The organism is Thalassospira profundimaris, from assembly GCF_003326675.1.
GTDB lineage: Bacteria > Pseudomonadota > Alphaproteobacteria > Rhodospirillales > Thalassospiraceae > Thalassospira > Thalassospira aquimaris.
The window spans coordinates 15,997-31,885 of the sequence record NZ_JPWF01000025.1 but is presented as its reverse complement, the minus strand read 5'-3'; the positions used below and the strand labels follow the sequence as shown (position 1 = coordinate 31,885).

At 54.1% G+C, this 15,889-nt stretch carries 15 protein-coding genes; 10 read left to right on the top strand and 5 right to left on the bottom strand.

Annotation, left to right across the window (positions count from 1 at the left end; all coding sequences use genetic code 11):
• On the top strand, positions 1-253 hold a 253-nt coding region (locus TH19_RS22975), incomplete at its 5' end, for a hypothetical protein (protein ID WP_220151786.1).
• A 237-nt stretch (positions 254-490) separates the two neighbouring features.
• Positions 491-940: a hypothetical protein gene (locus tag TH19_RS21520; protein ID WP_114104421.1), complete on the top strand. Its 450-nt coding sequence runs from the start codon at positions 491-493 to the stop codon at positions 938-940.
• Positions 941-1,029: 89 nt separating this feature from the next.
• On the opposite strand, the gene upp is transcribed toward TH19_RS21520, so the two are convergent.
• A complete protein-coding gene (gene upp, locus TH19_RS21515) occupies positions 1,030-1,680 on the bottom strand; it encodes a uracil phosphoribosyltransferase (protein ID WP_114104420.1) in 651 nt (216 codons plus the stop codon).
• 283 nt (positions 1,681-1,963) lie between these two features.
• A complete protein-coding gene (locus TH19_RS21510; protein WP_114104419.1) occupies positions 1,964-3,031 on the bottom strand; it encodes an SPOR domain-containing protein in 1,068 nt (355 codons plus the stop codon).
• 660 nt (positions 3,032-3,691) lie between these two features.
• On the opposite strand from TH19_RS21510, the gene TH19_RS21505 reads away from it, so the two are divergent.
• Positions 3,692-5,992: a methyl-accepting chemotaxis protein gene (locus tag TH19_RS21505; RefSeq protein ID WP_258548078.1), complete on the top strand. Its 2,301-nt coding sequence runs from the start codon at positions 3,692-3,694 to the stop codon at positions 5,990-5,992.
• 76 nt (positions 5,993-6,068) lie between these two features.
• On the opposite strand, the gene pepN is transcribed toward TH19_RS21505, so the two are convergent.
• Complete coding sequence (gene pepN / locus TH19_RS21500; protein ID WP_114104423.1) at positions 6,069-8,708, bottom strand: aminopeptidase N; 2,640 nt, start codon at positions 8,706-8,708, stop codon at positions 6,069-6,071.
• Between the two features lie 416 nt (positions 8,709-9,124).
• On the opposite strand from pepN, the gene TH19_RS21495 reads away from it, so the two are divergent.
• Positions 9,125-9,796, top strand: coding sequence for a response regulator (locus TH19_RS21495; RefSeq protein ID WP_114104417.1), 672 nt, complete (start codon positions 9,125-9,127; stop codon positions 9,794-9,796).
• Between the two features lie 97 nt (positions 9,797-9,893).
• Here the strand turns inward: TH19_RS21495 and TH19_RS21490 are convergent, their stop codons facing one another.
• Complete coding sequence (locus TH19_RS21490) at positions 9,894-10,472, bottom strand: TetR/AcrR family transcriptional regulator (protein ID WP_114104416.1); 579 nt, start codon at positions 10,470-10,472, stop codon at positions 9,894-9,896.
• A 111-nt stretch (positions 10,473-10,583) separates the two neighbouring features.
• On the opposite strand from TH19_RS21490, the gene TH19_RS21485 reads away from it, so the two are divergent.
• The 6 genes from TH19_RS21485 (at position 10,584) to TH19_RS21460 (ending at position 15,266) form a co-directional block, all read left to right on the top strand.
• A complete protein-coding gene (locus TH19_RS21485; RefSeq protein ID WP_114104415.1) occupies positions 10,584-11,390 on the top strand; it encodes a YdhR family protein in 807 nt (268 codons plus the stop codon).
• A gap of 154 nt (positions 11,391-11,544) precedes the next feature.
• On the top strand, positions 11,545-12,759 hold the full coding sequence (locus TH19_RS21480; protein ID WP_114104414.1) for an AI-2E family transporter: 1,215 nt from the start codon (positions 11,545-11,547) through the stop codon (positions 12,757-12,759).
• A 122-nt stretch (positions 12,760-12,881) separates the two neighbouring features.
• Positions 12,882-13,658 (top strand): AraC family transcriptional regulator, encoded by a 777-nt coding sequence (locus TH19_RS21475; RefSeq protein WP_258548077.1) that lies wholly within the window; start codon positions 12,882-12,884, stop codon positions 13,656-13,658.
• A gap of 191 nt (positions 13,659-13,849) precedes the next feature.
• Entirely contained in the window at positions 13,850-14,464 is a 615-nt protein-coding gene (locus tag TH19_RS21470; protein ID WP_114104412.1) for a LysE family translocator, read from the top strand.
• A 96-nt stretch (positions 14,465-14,560) separates the two neighbouring features.
• Entirely contained in the window at positions 14,561-14,863 is a 303-nt protein-coding gene (locus tag TH19_RS21465) for a type II toxin-antitoxin system HigB family toxin (RefSeq protein WP_114104411.1), read from the top strand.
• Positions 14,864-14,885: 22 nt separating this feature from the next.
• Positions 14,886-15,266 (top strand): helix-turn-helix domain-containing protein, encoded by a 381-nt coding sequence (locus tag TH19_RS21460; RefSeq protein WP_114104410.1) that lies wholly within the window; start codon positions 14,886-14,888, stop codon positions 15,264-15,266.
• Here the strand turns inward: TH19_RS21460 and TH19_RS21455 are convergent.
• A complete protein-coding gene (locus TH19_RS21455) occupies positions 15,263-15,880 on the bottom strand; it encodes a DUF1780 domain-containing protein (protein WP_114104409.1) in 618 nt (205 codons plus the stop codon). The two genes, TH19_RS21460 and TH19_RS21455, sit on opposite strands and share 4 nt — an antisense overlap.
• Positions 15,881-15,889: the final 9 nt, after the last annotated feature.

Sequence of the window (15,889 nt, the reverse complement as noted above, 5' to 3'; positions counted from 1 at the left end):
GGCCCATATCAGGACCTGTAAACACCTTTTTCAGAAAAAAGTGCATTTAATCGTGATTTTTCCAAATATCGTTAATTTTCAACACTCTAATCTTCGAACACCATCCAACCACAGCAACCATCGCATTGACCGTTGCGGACCAAGGGTTGAAGAAACGCGTAAGGGCCAAGGATTTACCCCTGTTCCCGGTGGGCCTTCGCCTTCAAACAGCGCCAAAGAAATTCAGGATGATTCGTTCAAACCGACAAATTAACGGTTTAACCAGGCAGGTAAGACAGAATCCTCTGACCTTGCAGTGCCGAAACCAGTAACCGACATTCACATATATATGTATCGCGCAACCGGCGCGTGCCGGATGATCCAAAACTGCGTCAACAAAATGGTGCAAAAGCGAATATGTGAACCTTTCCTTTACATTATCACCCGATTATACGGATAGATATCCATGCCCGCGCACGCATCAAGGGCATCAGGGGACCGAGGGAAGATAATGAGACTTCGACAATATCTTATATGTGCTGCTGCGATTGCAGGGCTTTCACTGGCAGGATGTTCTGGCAACACCCTTGTGCCCAACACCAGTTCCGGCAGCGGCAGCAGTGGTGGCGGCAATGGCGGCGCACCTGTACCGTCCTTTACCCAGTTCACAGATATACCGATGCCGTCCAATTCGACACTGGATATGGATCGGAGCATCATTTTCGGGGCATCCGACGCATGGCATGGCCGTTTGGTTCTGAATGCCGGTGGCTCGCAAGCTCAGATGTATGATTTCTACGAACGCGAAATGCCGAATTTCGGCTGGAGCAAGGTGACGGTTGTCCGTGCCGATATTTCCGTCATGGTTTATGACCGCGAAAGCCGCGTTGCGACCATCAAGCTTACCGGCGGTTCGTTTGCTGGATCCGTTGTCGATATTACGGTATCGCCGAAAGGCTGATCCGACATCATCGCAAATCAGCAAAAAATAAAGGGTGCCAATCGGCACCCTTTTTTCTTAGGTCAAGTTCGCCTCGAAGCGAGAAACGCTTAGCGCGTACCAAACAGACGGTCGCCCGCATCGCCAAGACCCGGAACGATGTAAGCCTTTTCATTAAGCTTCTCGTCAAGGCCGGCGGTATAGATCGGAACATCCGGGTGCGCATCCTGGAAGACCTTGACGCCTTCTGGTGCCGCAACCAGCGCCATGAAACGGATATCCTTGTCGGCAACACCGTATTTGTTAAGCGTATCGATCGCAGCCACCGCCGAGTTGCCGGTTGCCAGCATCGGATCGACCAGAATGAAGGTACGACCTTCGACTTCGGGCAGCTTGACCAGATATTCGACCGGCATGTGGGTTTCGGGATCGCGATAAAGACCGATATGGCCAATGCGGGCCGACGGCATCAGTTCAATCAGGCCATCCGCCATGCCCGAACCGGCACGCAGGATCGGCACGACAGCCAGTTTACGCCCCTGAATAAGCGGTGCCTTCATCGGGCAGATCGGCGTTTGAATTTCTTCGTAGCTGACAGGAAGTTCGCGGGTGATTTCATAGCCCATCAGAAGCGCGATTTCCTTCAGCAACTGGCGGAAGGTCTTGGTCGAGGTTTCGACTTTTCGCATGTGGGTCAGTTTATGCTGGATCAGCGGGTGGTCCAGAATGTGAAGATTGGGGAAATCCTTGTGCGTGCTCATATCTTGCCAGCCATCCTGTCTTGGGCGGCAGCCATCCGCAATCGGCGCTGCCTTTGTGATTTCTGTACTGGGCCTACCGCCTAAAGCCTTTGTCCAGTGATGGCAAGTAGAATGCCGCAAACAGGGGACAAAAACAAACCCGTTAACGACAAAATCGCCAAAGGCCCCGACTTTCCGGCCAACGGCCCCTGCCCCTTACCGGATTTGGAAAGCCGCAATAAAAAACGGGGCGATACATTTCTGTATCACCCCGTTGCTGGTTCGTATCAGGACCAGATGGTTTTTAATCAACCTCGCGGTCGTTCGGTTCTGCGCGAACCGGGAAACCGTCAAGGGCGTGATCCTTTTTGATTTTTGCCGCATCGTCGCGCGCCGCCTTAAGCGTCGCGTATTTGCCGATACGGACATAATACCAAGCGGTATCATCGGCAGCCCCGCGGGCAACCACCGCAACAGACAGACCAAGCTTGCGCAATTCCTCAGCGCGCTGGCTGGCATTTTCATGCACCTTGAAGGCACCGATCTGAACCGAGAACGGCGTATCACCATTGGTTGGTGTTGTTGTCTTGCTTGCAGGTGTCGCTGCCGACGCAGCCTTGGCTGTTTCAGTCTTTGGCAGCTGCGGCGTTTCAGCAGCCGGTGCAGGTGCCTTGGTTGCTGCTTTTTCTTCAATCACCGGGGCCGCAGGCGCAGCCGGTGCGGCAGGTGCCTGGCCGACTTCGCGGATTTCCGGTGCCGAAAGCGGTTCTGCATCGCCAGAAGTTTCCATCTCGGTCGCAACCTCAGGCGCATCGGCATTGGCAGCACTATCTTCTGAACGCTCGGCCTCTTTCACGGCTTCGTCGACGGCATCATCAAGGGCGGCACTGCGCTGGGCAATCAGATCGCCAACCGGGTCGTCGCTGTTTTCCGCGATCTCGGCCGCTGGCGCCGGTTCGCTGGTTTGCGGGATCGGCTCGGACAGGGCAGCCGGTTCCTCGGGTGCGGTTGCCAGCATCTCGACCGGGGCCTTTTCAGCCGCGGCACTTGGCGTTCCGCTATCGGAATCCATAAACAGTCCCGCCCCTACCAGCATTCCGGCAAAGAACAGAACCAGCCCAAGCATACCTGCCCCGGTTACGAGACCAAGAAGGGTTTTGCGATCCATATCAGCTATCCGTGTATTGAAGTTTTGTCGGTCCCCGGTGCGATGTCCATCGCGCCCGGCGCCATCACCATGCCCGTCCCGTCCATAAATAAATGCCGGAAGCGGCGCATCCTTTTGCTCTGCTTCCGGTTCCGGAGCAGGTTCAGGCGTCGCACGCAAATCGGGTTTGTTGGTCTGGTCATCGCCAACCATGAACTTGGCCATCCTTCACGACATCATTAGTGACAATTGTTTGTAGCAGCCAGCACGTTTATAAAACGCTAAAGCCATTCAATCAGCGACACTGCACTTTATATATAGATATAGCGATACGAAGGTGCTGCGCGCCAAAGCACGGACCTGAAACCGGATTGAGATGAATTGGGATAAAAAAAAGGGGCTGGTATGTTCCCCGGCATTGTCCCGCACAATAAACCGGATACCAGCCCCCTCGAGTGAGAGAGATCGACCTTCGGGGAGAGAGAGAGTCCCGAAGATAAATGGTCATCAGGCACGCCATGTCAGCCTGAAGACCGGTCGCAAACGACATTGTCGTCTGCATTTGACAAAGACAGTCATAGAGCATTCAAAATGCAATTGCAAACGATTATCACACACATTCGCAAATTTTTTCCCTGAATTTCAAACCATTGGCTTTTATCGCCTCTGGATTGACACCATTTAAAGGAGAACAAGCCCGATCAAGTACACATAAAATTCCGGCTTTTCCGCAGTTTTCAGCGGATTTACGCAACTAAAAGATTGTTTTCCAAACTAAGCTCTGTTTGGATCATCAAAACTACTCTCAAGAAGTAGGACCGCGCGGGAGCGAGACACCGAGACAAGACAAAAAAACAAAAAACGGTTTGCTCTGGAGTATTGGATATGACGGGAGATAAGGCCGCAAAGACGGCTATTTCAGGAGGCGCAACCAGCCTTCTGACGTTACGGCGTATTTTGCTTGTAACGGGTTTACTGGTTTCAGGTGCTGTTACATGGATGTTGCTTTGGACGGGAGATACCTATCGCAACTTTGCTATTGAGACGCTGAACAATTCGGTCAGCGGAACGGTCAATTTCTTTGTCGGATCGCGGGTGGCGGCCGACTATGCAGACAAAATCACCCCGATTGCCAATGAATGGTCACGCACGGGCACTCTGGTCAAAAGCTATCAGGAGAATGACCAGAACCGCATGCAGGCAGAGCTTGATATTCTGTCAAATGCGCGCGAGGTGGTTCAGGGCGATGTCAATTTGCTTGGCGCCATCGCCTATGATCAGGAATTCAAACAGATCGCCACTTCAAAAGCCCATATCGGGGCAAGTGCCACCGATAACCCCGACATCAAAGCGTTCCTGGCCGGGCGTGACAAGGGTGAAGCACGCAAACCGGCGAACTTTATGTGGACCACACCCGAAGGCCGCCCGGTCTTTAGCCTGATCCTGCCGGTTGGCGGGTTCCGTGCGGTCGGCTTCCTTGAGGTGATTACCGATCCCCTGCCGACACTGGCCGGAATCGGCAAAGTTCTGGGCGGGAATTTCCAGATTGTCGACAAATCGGGGGCGATCCTGTTTGAAAGCCTTGAAAGTGGCGAGGCAGAAGAATCCGGCGAGGCCCTGACAGAAACAGATGATCCTCAGGACGTTGCAGCTGTTACGACCGGCACCAACAAGGCCCCGGCCACAACGGCAAGCCCGGAAATCCATCGTGCCGCAGTTGATGTTGCCATCAATGACGGACGCGGCGGCATCTGGGCCGAGGCCGTGTTTGACCGCGACATTTCGGACTTTTATGCCCAGACAGATGATCTGCGGACTTTGTCGATCCAGATACTGGTGGGCGTATTGCTGGCCGGATGGATTGCGGGTTGGGTCCTGTTGCGCACGACGGTGTTTCGCAACCTGCGGGCTTTTGCCCGTGCGATGACATCGATTTCCGAAGGCGACACCAATGTCAGCCTGCCACAGGTTGGCAGTGATGAAATCGGGGACATGAAAAAGGCCCTGATTGCCCTTCGCGAATCAGTCCGTCAGGCTCTGATCCTGCAAAACATGGTCGAACATACCCCGACCATGACCGCCATGATCACGCCAGATGGCAGCATCGGATATCTGAATGCCAGCGCCCAGAACTATGTCGGTGGCACGGCAAGTTCGGTTTCGGGGGATTTCCTTGAACTGGGTCCTGAATTCCAGTCGCGTCTTTCCAATGCCGACAACCTGCCCTTTACCGATATCATTCAAACAAAGCGTGATTACCTTGAAATCCTTGCCGCCCCGGTGCGTGACAAGGACAATGCGCTTTTGGGGACCATGCTTGCCTGGAATGCGGTGACCGAACGCGAAGAAAGCAAAGTCGCCATCACCGAAATGATGGCCGAAGTTGCCCGTGTCGCCCAATCGGTTACCGAACAGTCCGAGGGGCTTCTGGGCCTTGCCAGCGAGTTGACCGATCAGTCGCAAAACACGGTCCAGCAATCTGGCGGGGCGCTTGATGTATCGCGTGAAGCGGCATCAAACACCCAGAATGTCGCCACCGCGGTCGAGGAACTTTCATCCTCGATTGCCGAAATCAACCGTCAGGCCACCGAGGCATCCACCGTGACCGGACGGGCCCAGCAACAGGCCGAAGAAAGCCAGCGTAATATCGGATCACTTGAAAAGGCCAGCTCGGAAATCGGATCAATCATTGATCTGATCAACGATATTGCCCACCGCACCAAGCTTTTGTCGCTTAATGCGACAATCGAGGCCGAACGTGCCGGTGAACTTGGCAAGGGCTTTGCCGTGGTTGCCAACGAGGTCAAATCGCTTGCCGATCAGACCGCGAATGCAACCGGGCAAATCGGCGATCTGACCACTGCGATCCAGCAGGAAGTCCAGAAAGCCGCCCATTCCATCAGCACGGTGGGCGACGTTATCCATCAGGTTAACGACATCCAGTCGACCATTACCCAGTCGGTCGATGAACAGCGCCGTGCGACAAGCGAAATTTCCGAAAACGTTCAGCGCATTGCCGAAGGCGCCGGGTCAATGGATGAAATGATCCGGTTCGTGAATGAAGGTGCGCTGGGCACCGGGCGCAATGCCCAGGACCTGAACAGTGCCAGCCATCAGCTTTCGGAGATGGCACGCAATCTTTCCGATCGTATGCGGGAATTTAGCGAACGCATGAAACTGACCTGATCGTCTTCATACCCGATCAAGACAAAGGGCGGCCCCGAAGGCCGCCCTTTTCGTTTTGTTACGACAAAGCCAAGGATTAGCTGGCAATCGATTTCGATGCGATTTCATACAGATCGCGCGAAATTTCCGGTTTCGCCAGAACCCGTTCAAGAGCGGCCTTCATCAGGCCGACACGATCCGCATCATATTTCGCCCATTTGCCAAGCGGTGCGCACAGGCGTGCGGCGACTTGCGGGTTGATGTCATCAAGTTCGATCAGACGATCGACATAGAATGCATAGCCCGAGCCATCCTTGGCATGGAAGGCACGCGGGTTGCCCACCGCAAAGGCCCCGATCAGGGAACGGACCTTGTTGGGGTTGCGCATGGTGAAGCCCGGATGGCTCATCAAATCCTTGACGCGGGCAAGCGTATCGTCGCGTGACGACATCGCCTGAAGCGCGAACCATTTATCCAGAACCACACCATCCTTGGCAAAGCGGGCTTCGAAATCGGCAAGGGCATCGGCCCGGCCCGGATGATCGAGATGGTTCAGCACCGATAGGGCCGCCATCTGATCGGTCATGTTGTCCGCCGTACGATATTGTTCGGCGGCAAGATCGGCATATTCGCCCTTCTCGCTTGCCACCAGATAGCCAAGGGCGGTTGCGCGCAAGGCACGCTGTCCGGCCGACGTCGCATCCGGGGCAAAGGCCGCATTCGAGCCATTCTGGTGGTAGCAATTGGCAAAATCAGCCAGCAATGCGAGACCAATCCGCTTGCGCAGGGCCTTGCGGACCTGATGGATGGCTTCGGGGTTGGCGGGCTTGCGCTGTTCTGACAGGAATTCTTCCCCCGGAAGGACAAGCGCATCGGCACGGAATGCCTTATCAAGATCATTGTTCAAAAGGGTTGCGCGCATTGCTGCGATAAAGGCATCAACACTTTCGCCCGTGGCATCCAGCGCACTGTCTGCATCCCCGCCATTTTCCTCAAAGCCCGCAATCGCACCAAGCATCAGACGGGTTGCGTATTTCTGTCCGGCTTCCCAGCGATTGAACGCATCCGCATCATTGCCCATCAGGAAAACAAGTTCCGCGTCCGGCTGATCGGTCATGACATTGACCGGCGCAGAAAAACCGCGGTTAAAGGAAACAACCGGCTTTTGTCCAACGCCGTCAAACACAAACTCCTGACGATCCTGGATAAGCTCGACCGTTTTTGCCACCAGGTCCGAGCCATCTGCCCCAAGCAAACCGACCGCAATCGGCATATGCAGCGGAAGTTTATCGGGTTGGCCCGGGGTCGGGTCGGTTTTCTGGGTTATGGTCAGGGTGAACTGTTTGGCATCCGCATCATAGTCGCCCTGCCAGGTCAGTTCCGGCGTACCGGCCTGTGAATACCAGCGTTTGAGCTGACTGAAATCGGCATCATTGGCGTCTTCCATCGCCTTGGCAAAGTCATCGCAGGTCACGGCCTGACCATCATGGCGATCAAAGTAAAGGTCGATGCCCTTGCGATAACCATCCGCGCCAAGCAGCGTATGCATCATGCGGATCAGTTCCGCGCCCTTTTCATAGACCGTGGCAGTATAGAAATTGTTGATTTCCATATAGCTGTCCGGGCGTACCGGATGGGCAAGCGGCCCGCCATCTTCGGGGAACTGACGGGCACGAAGCTGTGCGACATCCTTGATGCGCTGCACCGGGCGGGATCGCTGATCGGCGGAGAATTCCTGATCGCGGAAAACGGTCAGGCCTTCTTTAAGGGATAACTGGAACCAGTCACGACAGGTCACCCGGTTGCCCGACCAGTTATGGAAATATTCATGCGCAACAATGGATTCGATCAGTTCGTAATCCATGTCGGTCGCGGTGTCGGGCTTGGCCAGGATGTATTTGGCATTAAAGATATTGAGGCTTTTGTTTTCCATCGCCCCCATATTGAAGTCCGAGACCGCCACGATGTTAAACAGATCAAGATCGTATTCGAGGCCATAGACATCCTCGTCCCACTTCATGGAACGGATCAGGCTGTCCATCGCATAGTCGCAACGATCTTCATTGCCATGTTCAACAAAGATTCGCAGCGCCACATCACGGCCCGAACGGGTTTTGAAGCTGTCTTCGACACAGGCCAGATCACCGGCAACCAGTGCAAACAGATAGGATGGCTTGGGAAACGGATCTTCCCACACCGCGAAATGACGCCCGCCCTCAAGATCACCGCTATCAATCAGGTTGCCGTTTGACAGCAGAACCGGGCAGCTTGCCTTGTCGGCATTGATCGTCACCTTGTAGGTCGCCATGACATCGGGGCGATCCGGGAAATAAGTGATACGCCGGAAACCTTCGGCCTCGCACTGGGTGCAGAACGCACTTTGCGACACATAAAGCCCTTCGAGGCGGGTATTGTTGGCCGGTGAAATCTGGGTTTCGATTTCGGCGATGAAATTTTCACCCGGTGCGACAAAACGCAATCCTTCGGCATCGACAGTAAAATCGCTTGAAGCCAGTCGCGCATCATCAAGGGTCACCGAAAGCAGTTTCATGTCTTCGCCATGCAGGAAGACTTCATCGCCCTTGCCAGTCCCGCGCGCAGGATTCGCAGCCACAAAAAGCCGTGATTTGACATTTGTGATGTCCCGATCGAGATCAAAAACCAGTTCGACCTTTTCTACAATAAAGTCAGGTTCTTTATAGTCTTTACGGTGAATCACGTGCGGCTGTTCAGACATTTCTGTGTCCTTTTTCCCTTGGGCTGCGCGGTTTTGGAACGGATTGTATAAAATCGCCAATATTGCAGCGCAGTGTCGTTTGTCAGAACTGAATTTCGGTCATTCGTTTCACTGATAGGATAAATTTCATTTTTCCTCAAATGCGGAGTTTACGGCACCTATTTTAGTATGCATAATCCCAAACGGTGGCGCGAGGGGGGCCAAAGTTTCACATTTCGTGGGGCGAGAGTGATCTTTGGTTTCCCTCAACCTTCTGCACCTTATCCTTGTTTGCAGAATGCCGCTTTTCGGGTCGCACCCATACCAAAATCAAAATTATCCCAACATTATCTCACCTAACGCTTTGTGAGTTCCGATTGATCGGGATAGAATAATTGCGACCTGTCGGGGAAATTACATCCAGGGGATACTCGCCAATGACCGAGACTTTCCAGATTCTGATCGCTGATGACCATCCGCTTGTGCGCGGAGCATTAAAACAGTCATTATCAACAGAACTGGATAACGTGACGGTCTATGAGGCGGGAAGCCTGTTTGAGGCCCTTGAACAGATCGAAGCCCACAAGGGCGATATTGATCTTGTCCTGCTTGATCTTCATATGCCTGGCATGAACGGCTTTACCGGCCTGTTTACACTGCGTGCATCTTATCCCGATATCCCGGTTTCCATCGTTTCAGCCAGTCAGGAACTTCCGGTTGTCCGTCGTTCTATCGAATATGGCGCATCGGCCTTCGTACCGAAATCCGCCCCGGTGGACCAGATCGGCCTTGCGGTTAAAACCGTTCTGGATGGCGGCATGTGGATGCCCGACTGGGCACGCGAAGCCATGGAAAACGGCCCGGCCGATGACGAGGCCACCGGCCTTGCCGAAAAGATCGGACAACTTACCCCGCAGCAGCTTCGCGTTTTGAACATGCTTACCGAAGGGAAGCTGAACAAGCAGATCGCCTATGAGCTTGATGTCACCGAGGCCACCGTCAAGGCCCACGTATCGGCCATCCTGCGCAAACTTTCGGTGCATAGCCGCACACAGGCGGTCATCATCGCCCGCGAATTGCAGCTTCAGGAACCGGCAATCGACGCCTGAGGCGTCCTTTTCCACGCCCATGTCATCCAGAATCATGCCCCTGGTCACGTGCCGGGGGGCTGAATTTCGTTGAAGTTGGCCGATCATCCCTTGAACCTTAAGGGATCAATATCCCTTGAGCCGTTGATTTGATCGCATTTGAAACGGCATCAATCGCCGCATCATCCTTAAGCGCACGTGCAATTGTAAGCCCGCCAATCAGGACACCCAGAAACGCCCAGGCCTTTTCAAGACGTTGGGCGTCGGGAAATTGCGGCAATCCCCTTGCCACCAGTCCAGCGATGGTTTGCATCTTGCGATCATAAAGCGCACGGGTTTCATCATCGGCCCGGCTGATTTCCGGCGACAGGCTTGTCATCGCACAGCCGCACGCAAGATCATCGCGATGGGCGCGCCCCAGATAATATTCAATGAAGGCATCGGTCCAGCCATCCCCGAAATCACGCTGGAATCGCGGGATACCGTCAATCACTTCATCAAGGCCAAGATCAAGGGCCGCACGAAACGCCCCGTCCTTTGACCCGAAATGGGCATAGAACGCCCCGGAGGTCGCATTGGCTGCCTTGGCAATGCCATCAACCCCCACCCCGGCAAAGCCTTTTTCCCGGAAATTGCGGCTTGCAGCGTCCAGCATGTTGCGCCGGGTTTCTTCCTTGCGCGTCTGGTTTTTGACCATGTGATCCTCAAAAATATATCGACCGTTATATTTTTAATTGACAGCAGCGCGATTGTCGATCACTCATTTAAATAACGATCGTTATATTTATAACAACATGGATCAACCATCATGACAATCGGTCCGAAACGACCATCGCTGTCTGAACATGAAACCGGCCACCGCCCGGATCGCCGGACCTTTCTGAAACAGGCTGGAACCGGCATCGCACTTGCCGGTACGGCCCTTATCACCCCGACATTTTTACAAGCAGCCACCGCTGCAAAAAACGGAAACACCGCAATGACCCAGAATGCCTTTGTCTATACCGAACTTCAGATTTCCGCCCCGTTCGACCAGGTGCCTTGGCAGGCCATCAATGACAAGATCAAGGCCCAGCCGGGCTTTATCAACAAGACCTGGCTTTCGGGGCTTGGCAATAATTCGGCGGGCGGTATCTATGCCTTTGACAGCATCGAAAACGCCCAGAAATTCGTAACCGACTATTTCCCGGCCGAGGCGCGCGGCTTTGGCGTTGCCCAGACCACGCGTGTGTTTGATGCGGTCGCCACCCGCGAGGCAAGCCTTGATATGAATTCCGCGCATTACGGCGTGCGCCTTGATCGCAAACCGGCCGCCTTTGTCTATACCGAGGTGCAGCTGAATGTTCTGCCCTTTGACAATGGCCCGTGGCGGAAATTCAACCCGATCCTGAAACAGCAACCGGGCCTGATGGCGAAAACCTGGCTAAGTGGTCTTCACACCGGAACTGTTGGCGGCTTCTATGCCTTTGACAGTATCGAAAATGCCAAACGGTTCGCGATTGATTATTTCCCGACCGAAACCAAGGAACTGAATGCGGCCTTCTATACCCGCATTTTTGATGCTGCCCCGACCGAGGCCGCAAGCCTTGATATGGCATCGCCCTTTTATGGCTAAGCCCCGCACGATGTCATAAATCTGTGGCGCATCACGCAAAATGTGATGCGCCATTTCCATATTCCCCATATCTGGAACAACCCGACAGTCCGGTGCGTTATCACCATATCCTGCCGCTTGCACCCTGCCCGGCAGATCACGCCGGAGACCATGCATGAGCAATCCCGTCGCAACGGATACCGCCACAAATACAAACCCGACAGTAAACCAATCCGCAGCAACCGTTGCGGCAACGGCTTCGGCAACGGCACGGGCGCTGGTCTATCGCCGGGCGCGGACGATTTCGGTGATCGGGACGTTTGGTGTTCTGGTTCTGGCGTGCCTTTATATGGCGCAAAGCCTTCTGTTGCCGGTTGTTCTGGCATTTTTACTGTCGCTTGTTTTCTCGCCCCTTGTGCGTGTTCTCGCCAAATTCCGCATCCCGCGTGTGTTAAGCGCCTTTGCGATTGTTCTGACACTCAGCACCTCGGTCATTGCCGGGATTTACGGCTTAAGCGGCCCGGTTTCGGGATGGATCGATGATGCCCCGCGGATCGAGGAACGGCTGCGCCTGCGTCTGGCCGATCTGAGCGAGCCGCTTGATAAACTGCGCGCCGCCCAGCAACAGGTGGCAGAGGCCACCGATCAGGATAATGGCAATCAGGATGTGCAAAAGGTCGTGGTGACCGAACCCAACCTGATCAGTCAGGCCGCACATGGCGCGCCCGATATTCTGGCCGGGATTGCCATGACGCTGGTGTTGTTGCTGTTTGTGCTTTCGGCGGGTGATCTTGTGTATGAAAAGCTTGTCCGCGCCCTTCCGACATTTGGCGACCGGCGCAAGGGCCTTCGCATTGCCCATGACGTCGAACGCGAAGTATCGCGTTATCTTGCGACCATAACGCTGATCAATTTCGGCCTTGGGATTGTGATTGGCAGTTTGATGGCGATCATTGGCCTGCCCAATCCGGTTTTGTGGGGCATTGCCGCGGCGGTTCTAAACTATGTTCCGATCCTTGGTGCACTCAGCGGGATTGCGATTGTTGCGGTTGTCGGCCTTGTTTCCATGCAAGCCACAAGCGAGGCCCTTTTGGCCCCGGCCCTTTATTTCGCCCGCACCGCCCTTGAAGGACAGATCATCACCCCCGCCCTTGTTGGCAATCGCCTTCGGATCAATTCGATTGCCATCATTCTGACCGTCGCCTTTTGGGGATGGATGTGGGGCGTGATCGGTTTTCTGGTTGCCGTTCCGCTTTTGATCGTGACCCGGGTGATTGCCAATCATGTCGACGGGCTGGGCGGATTGCGTGAATTGCTGGGCCCGCATAACACGGGCAACGGCAACAGCCCGGATCGCAGCCTGCCCGCCAAGGCACCTGTCAGCAGCTAGTTAAGCGCCAGTTACCAAATCAACCTGTTCCCCCCATTGCCAAATGGCCTGATCGCTGCCACCTTTGGGCGATGAACAGGGTCGACATCATATCGCACGATTGTCTGGGTGTTGAGGCCGTAATGGCCGAAACCCGCCACAGCTTTGCCAAACACACCCACGAAGCGTTTGGCATCGGCTATATGTATGCCGGTGCGCAAAAATCCGCGTCGGGCCGTGGCCTGGTTGAAGCCGGGGCTGGCAATATCATCACAGTCAATCCCCGCGAAGTTCATGACGGGCATCCGATTGGCGATGCGCCGCGTGGCTGGAACATGCTGTATTTCGATCCGGCCCTGATTGCCAGTGCCGCCCGCGACATGTCAGACGGGGCAAGCCCGCAGTATGAATTCACCCGCCCGGTGATGGATAACGCGCAGGTCCGGCAATGCTTCACTGCTCTGTTTGACGCAATCACCCATGGCACGGCGGATGCAGCACGGATGCGGCGCGAAGAAATGCTGCTTTTGCTGCTTCATCATGCCCTGTCTTATTCCGGCGACGGGCCAGCCAAACCCGCATCCCGAACAGCAGTTGCCCATGCGCGGATCAAACGGGCCAAGGCATTGCTTGACGATTGCCCGGCTGATCTGCACAGCCTTGATGATCTTTCCGATGTCACGGGACTAAGCAAATTTCAAACCGTGCGCGAATTTACCCGTGCCACCGGCCTGACCCCGCACGCCTATCTGGTCCAGCGGCGCATTGATCTTGCCCGCGACCTGATCCGGACGGGCCAACCGCTTGCCGATATCGCGCATGTTGCCGGCTTTGCCGATCAAAGCCACCTTAATCGCCATTTCGTGCGGGCCTTCGGCCTGACACCGGGCCGCTATGCCCGTGCGGTTCGCGAAAACTGAGGAATCCTCACATTTTACATTTACCGCTGTAATCCGCCATGCAAAGCATGCCGGGCAATGCGGACTATCGCCCTAAATGCGTAAAAACGCAAAGCCCACCGAACGTGAAAATCATCCTGCAATTCCGTTCAAGAATGCTTTGCGCCCCGTCCGTAAATTGACGACTTCACAGTCAACCAAACGGACGCACCATGATCACCCTTGATTACCTGATCACATCGCTCATCATCGTCGCCCTGCCCGGCACCGGCGTGATTTACACCCTTGCCCTTGGATTGGGACGCGGCATGAAGGCCAGTATCTGGGCGGCCTTTGGCTGCACCCTCGGCATCGTGCCCCATATGTCGGCAAGCATCCTTGGTCTTGCGGCCCTGCTTCATGCCAGCGCGGTCGCCTTTGAAATTGTGCGCTATCTGGGTGTGGCCTGGCTACTTTATATGGCCTGGGGCATGTGGCACGGCACAGGTGCGATGAAAGTCACCGCGAACGAGACCAAAACTGGCATCGCCAAAATCATCCGCGATGGCATCTTGCTAAACCTGCTCAACCCCAAACTGTCGGTTTTCTTCTTGGCCTTCCTGCCACAATTCGTTACCACCGAAACGCCCGACACAACTGCGGAAATGACCCTGCTCGGCCTGATCTTCATGGCGATGACATTTGGCGTGTTTGTTATTTATGGGTGCTTCGCCGGGGCACTGCGCAGCCACATCATCGAACGCCCGAAAGTCATGAACTGGATCGGTAAGGGATTTGCCGGGGTATTTATTGCGATGGGCGCGAAACTTGTCCTGACGGCACGATAAGCAGATAGCACGATAAAACGATATTGTTCCAATTTTCGGAACATGATATTTTACTGGCAATGGACGGATTGAACCCAACCCGCGTCAGGAAACCGTATGCGAATCATTGCCCGTAAGGTGCTTGTCGATTTCTGGCTTAAACATCCTGAAACGGAACAGCCCCTTAAGGCATGGTTTGACCGGACCCGCAAAGCAAACTGGCAAAGCCATCAGGATGTCCTGAACGTTTTTGGTACGGCGAAATCAATCAATGCCGAACGTATCAGGTTCAAGATACACGGCAATGACTACCGCCTGATTGTCGCCTTTCGCTATGACGTCCAGATCGCATGGATCAAGTTCATCGGCACCCATGCAGACTATGACAAGATCGATGCAAAAACCGTCGACAGGTTCTAACTGGGCTTGGCAGGAGAAAGAGATGCAAACAACCTATGCCCTCAAACCGATCAAGGCCGAAGCTGACCATGAGGCGGCGATGGAGCTTGTTGAAAATCTTTGGGACGCCAAACCGGGCACACCGGAAGCCGACCAGTTAGAAGTTCTTGGCATCCTGATCGACCAGTACGAAGCGCAACAATACCCGATTGCCGCACCCGATGCCGTCGAAGCTGTCTTGTTTTACATGGAGCAAAATGGACTGGACCGCGCCGAGCTTGGAAAACTGCTTGGCAGTCGTTCCCGTGCGTCCGAATTCCTCAACCACAAGACCAGCCTGTCACTTACACAGATCAGAAAGCTGAACGAGGTTTGGGGCATTCCAGCGGATATATTGATCCAGCCGGTTCGGGAGAGTGCTTAAGATGGACAATAAATGCGCCCCACCCTGTCCCGCAAACAGTCAGGAGCATCATTAGATGCACTGATTACTGCAGCCTGTTTGGAATTAAGAACCGAAATAGAGCGCCAACCTAACTTGGCATAGTTGATTCGGTTTATATCATCAGCTTTCAACAAAGAAGAATAGGTTCTGGTTATGTAGAAGAGAAGATCGACTTCAGTTTTCGCGGAAGTATATCGCCTATGTGCGGATAGCTCTACAGATCGCTGATACACTAGGTCACACATGGAGGTCACTTCAGGAATATCCCGCCCTGTACCGACTAGCGATCTATTTAAATCTCCAAAGCTCTCAGCATTTTCGACCGCACTTAGGATTTCCTTGATCTCACCACGTTTGACTTTTGGATCAGCTATTTCCTTCACTTGAAAGTTTGCATTCTTCCATTTCACGTCGACAATTGACGCTTGATCCGGCGCCTCCAAATCTACGCAGTTGTGTTCAACATCAATCATCTGCAAGAACCAATGGACGCAATCTTGCTCTCTTTCTGCCTTTCCCAAATTTGAAAAATACTTACGGTCCTCAGTAAGATCATGAATGTAGTGATTTTTGTAGTGATCGAAATCGTTCATAAACAGACG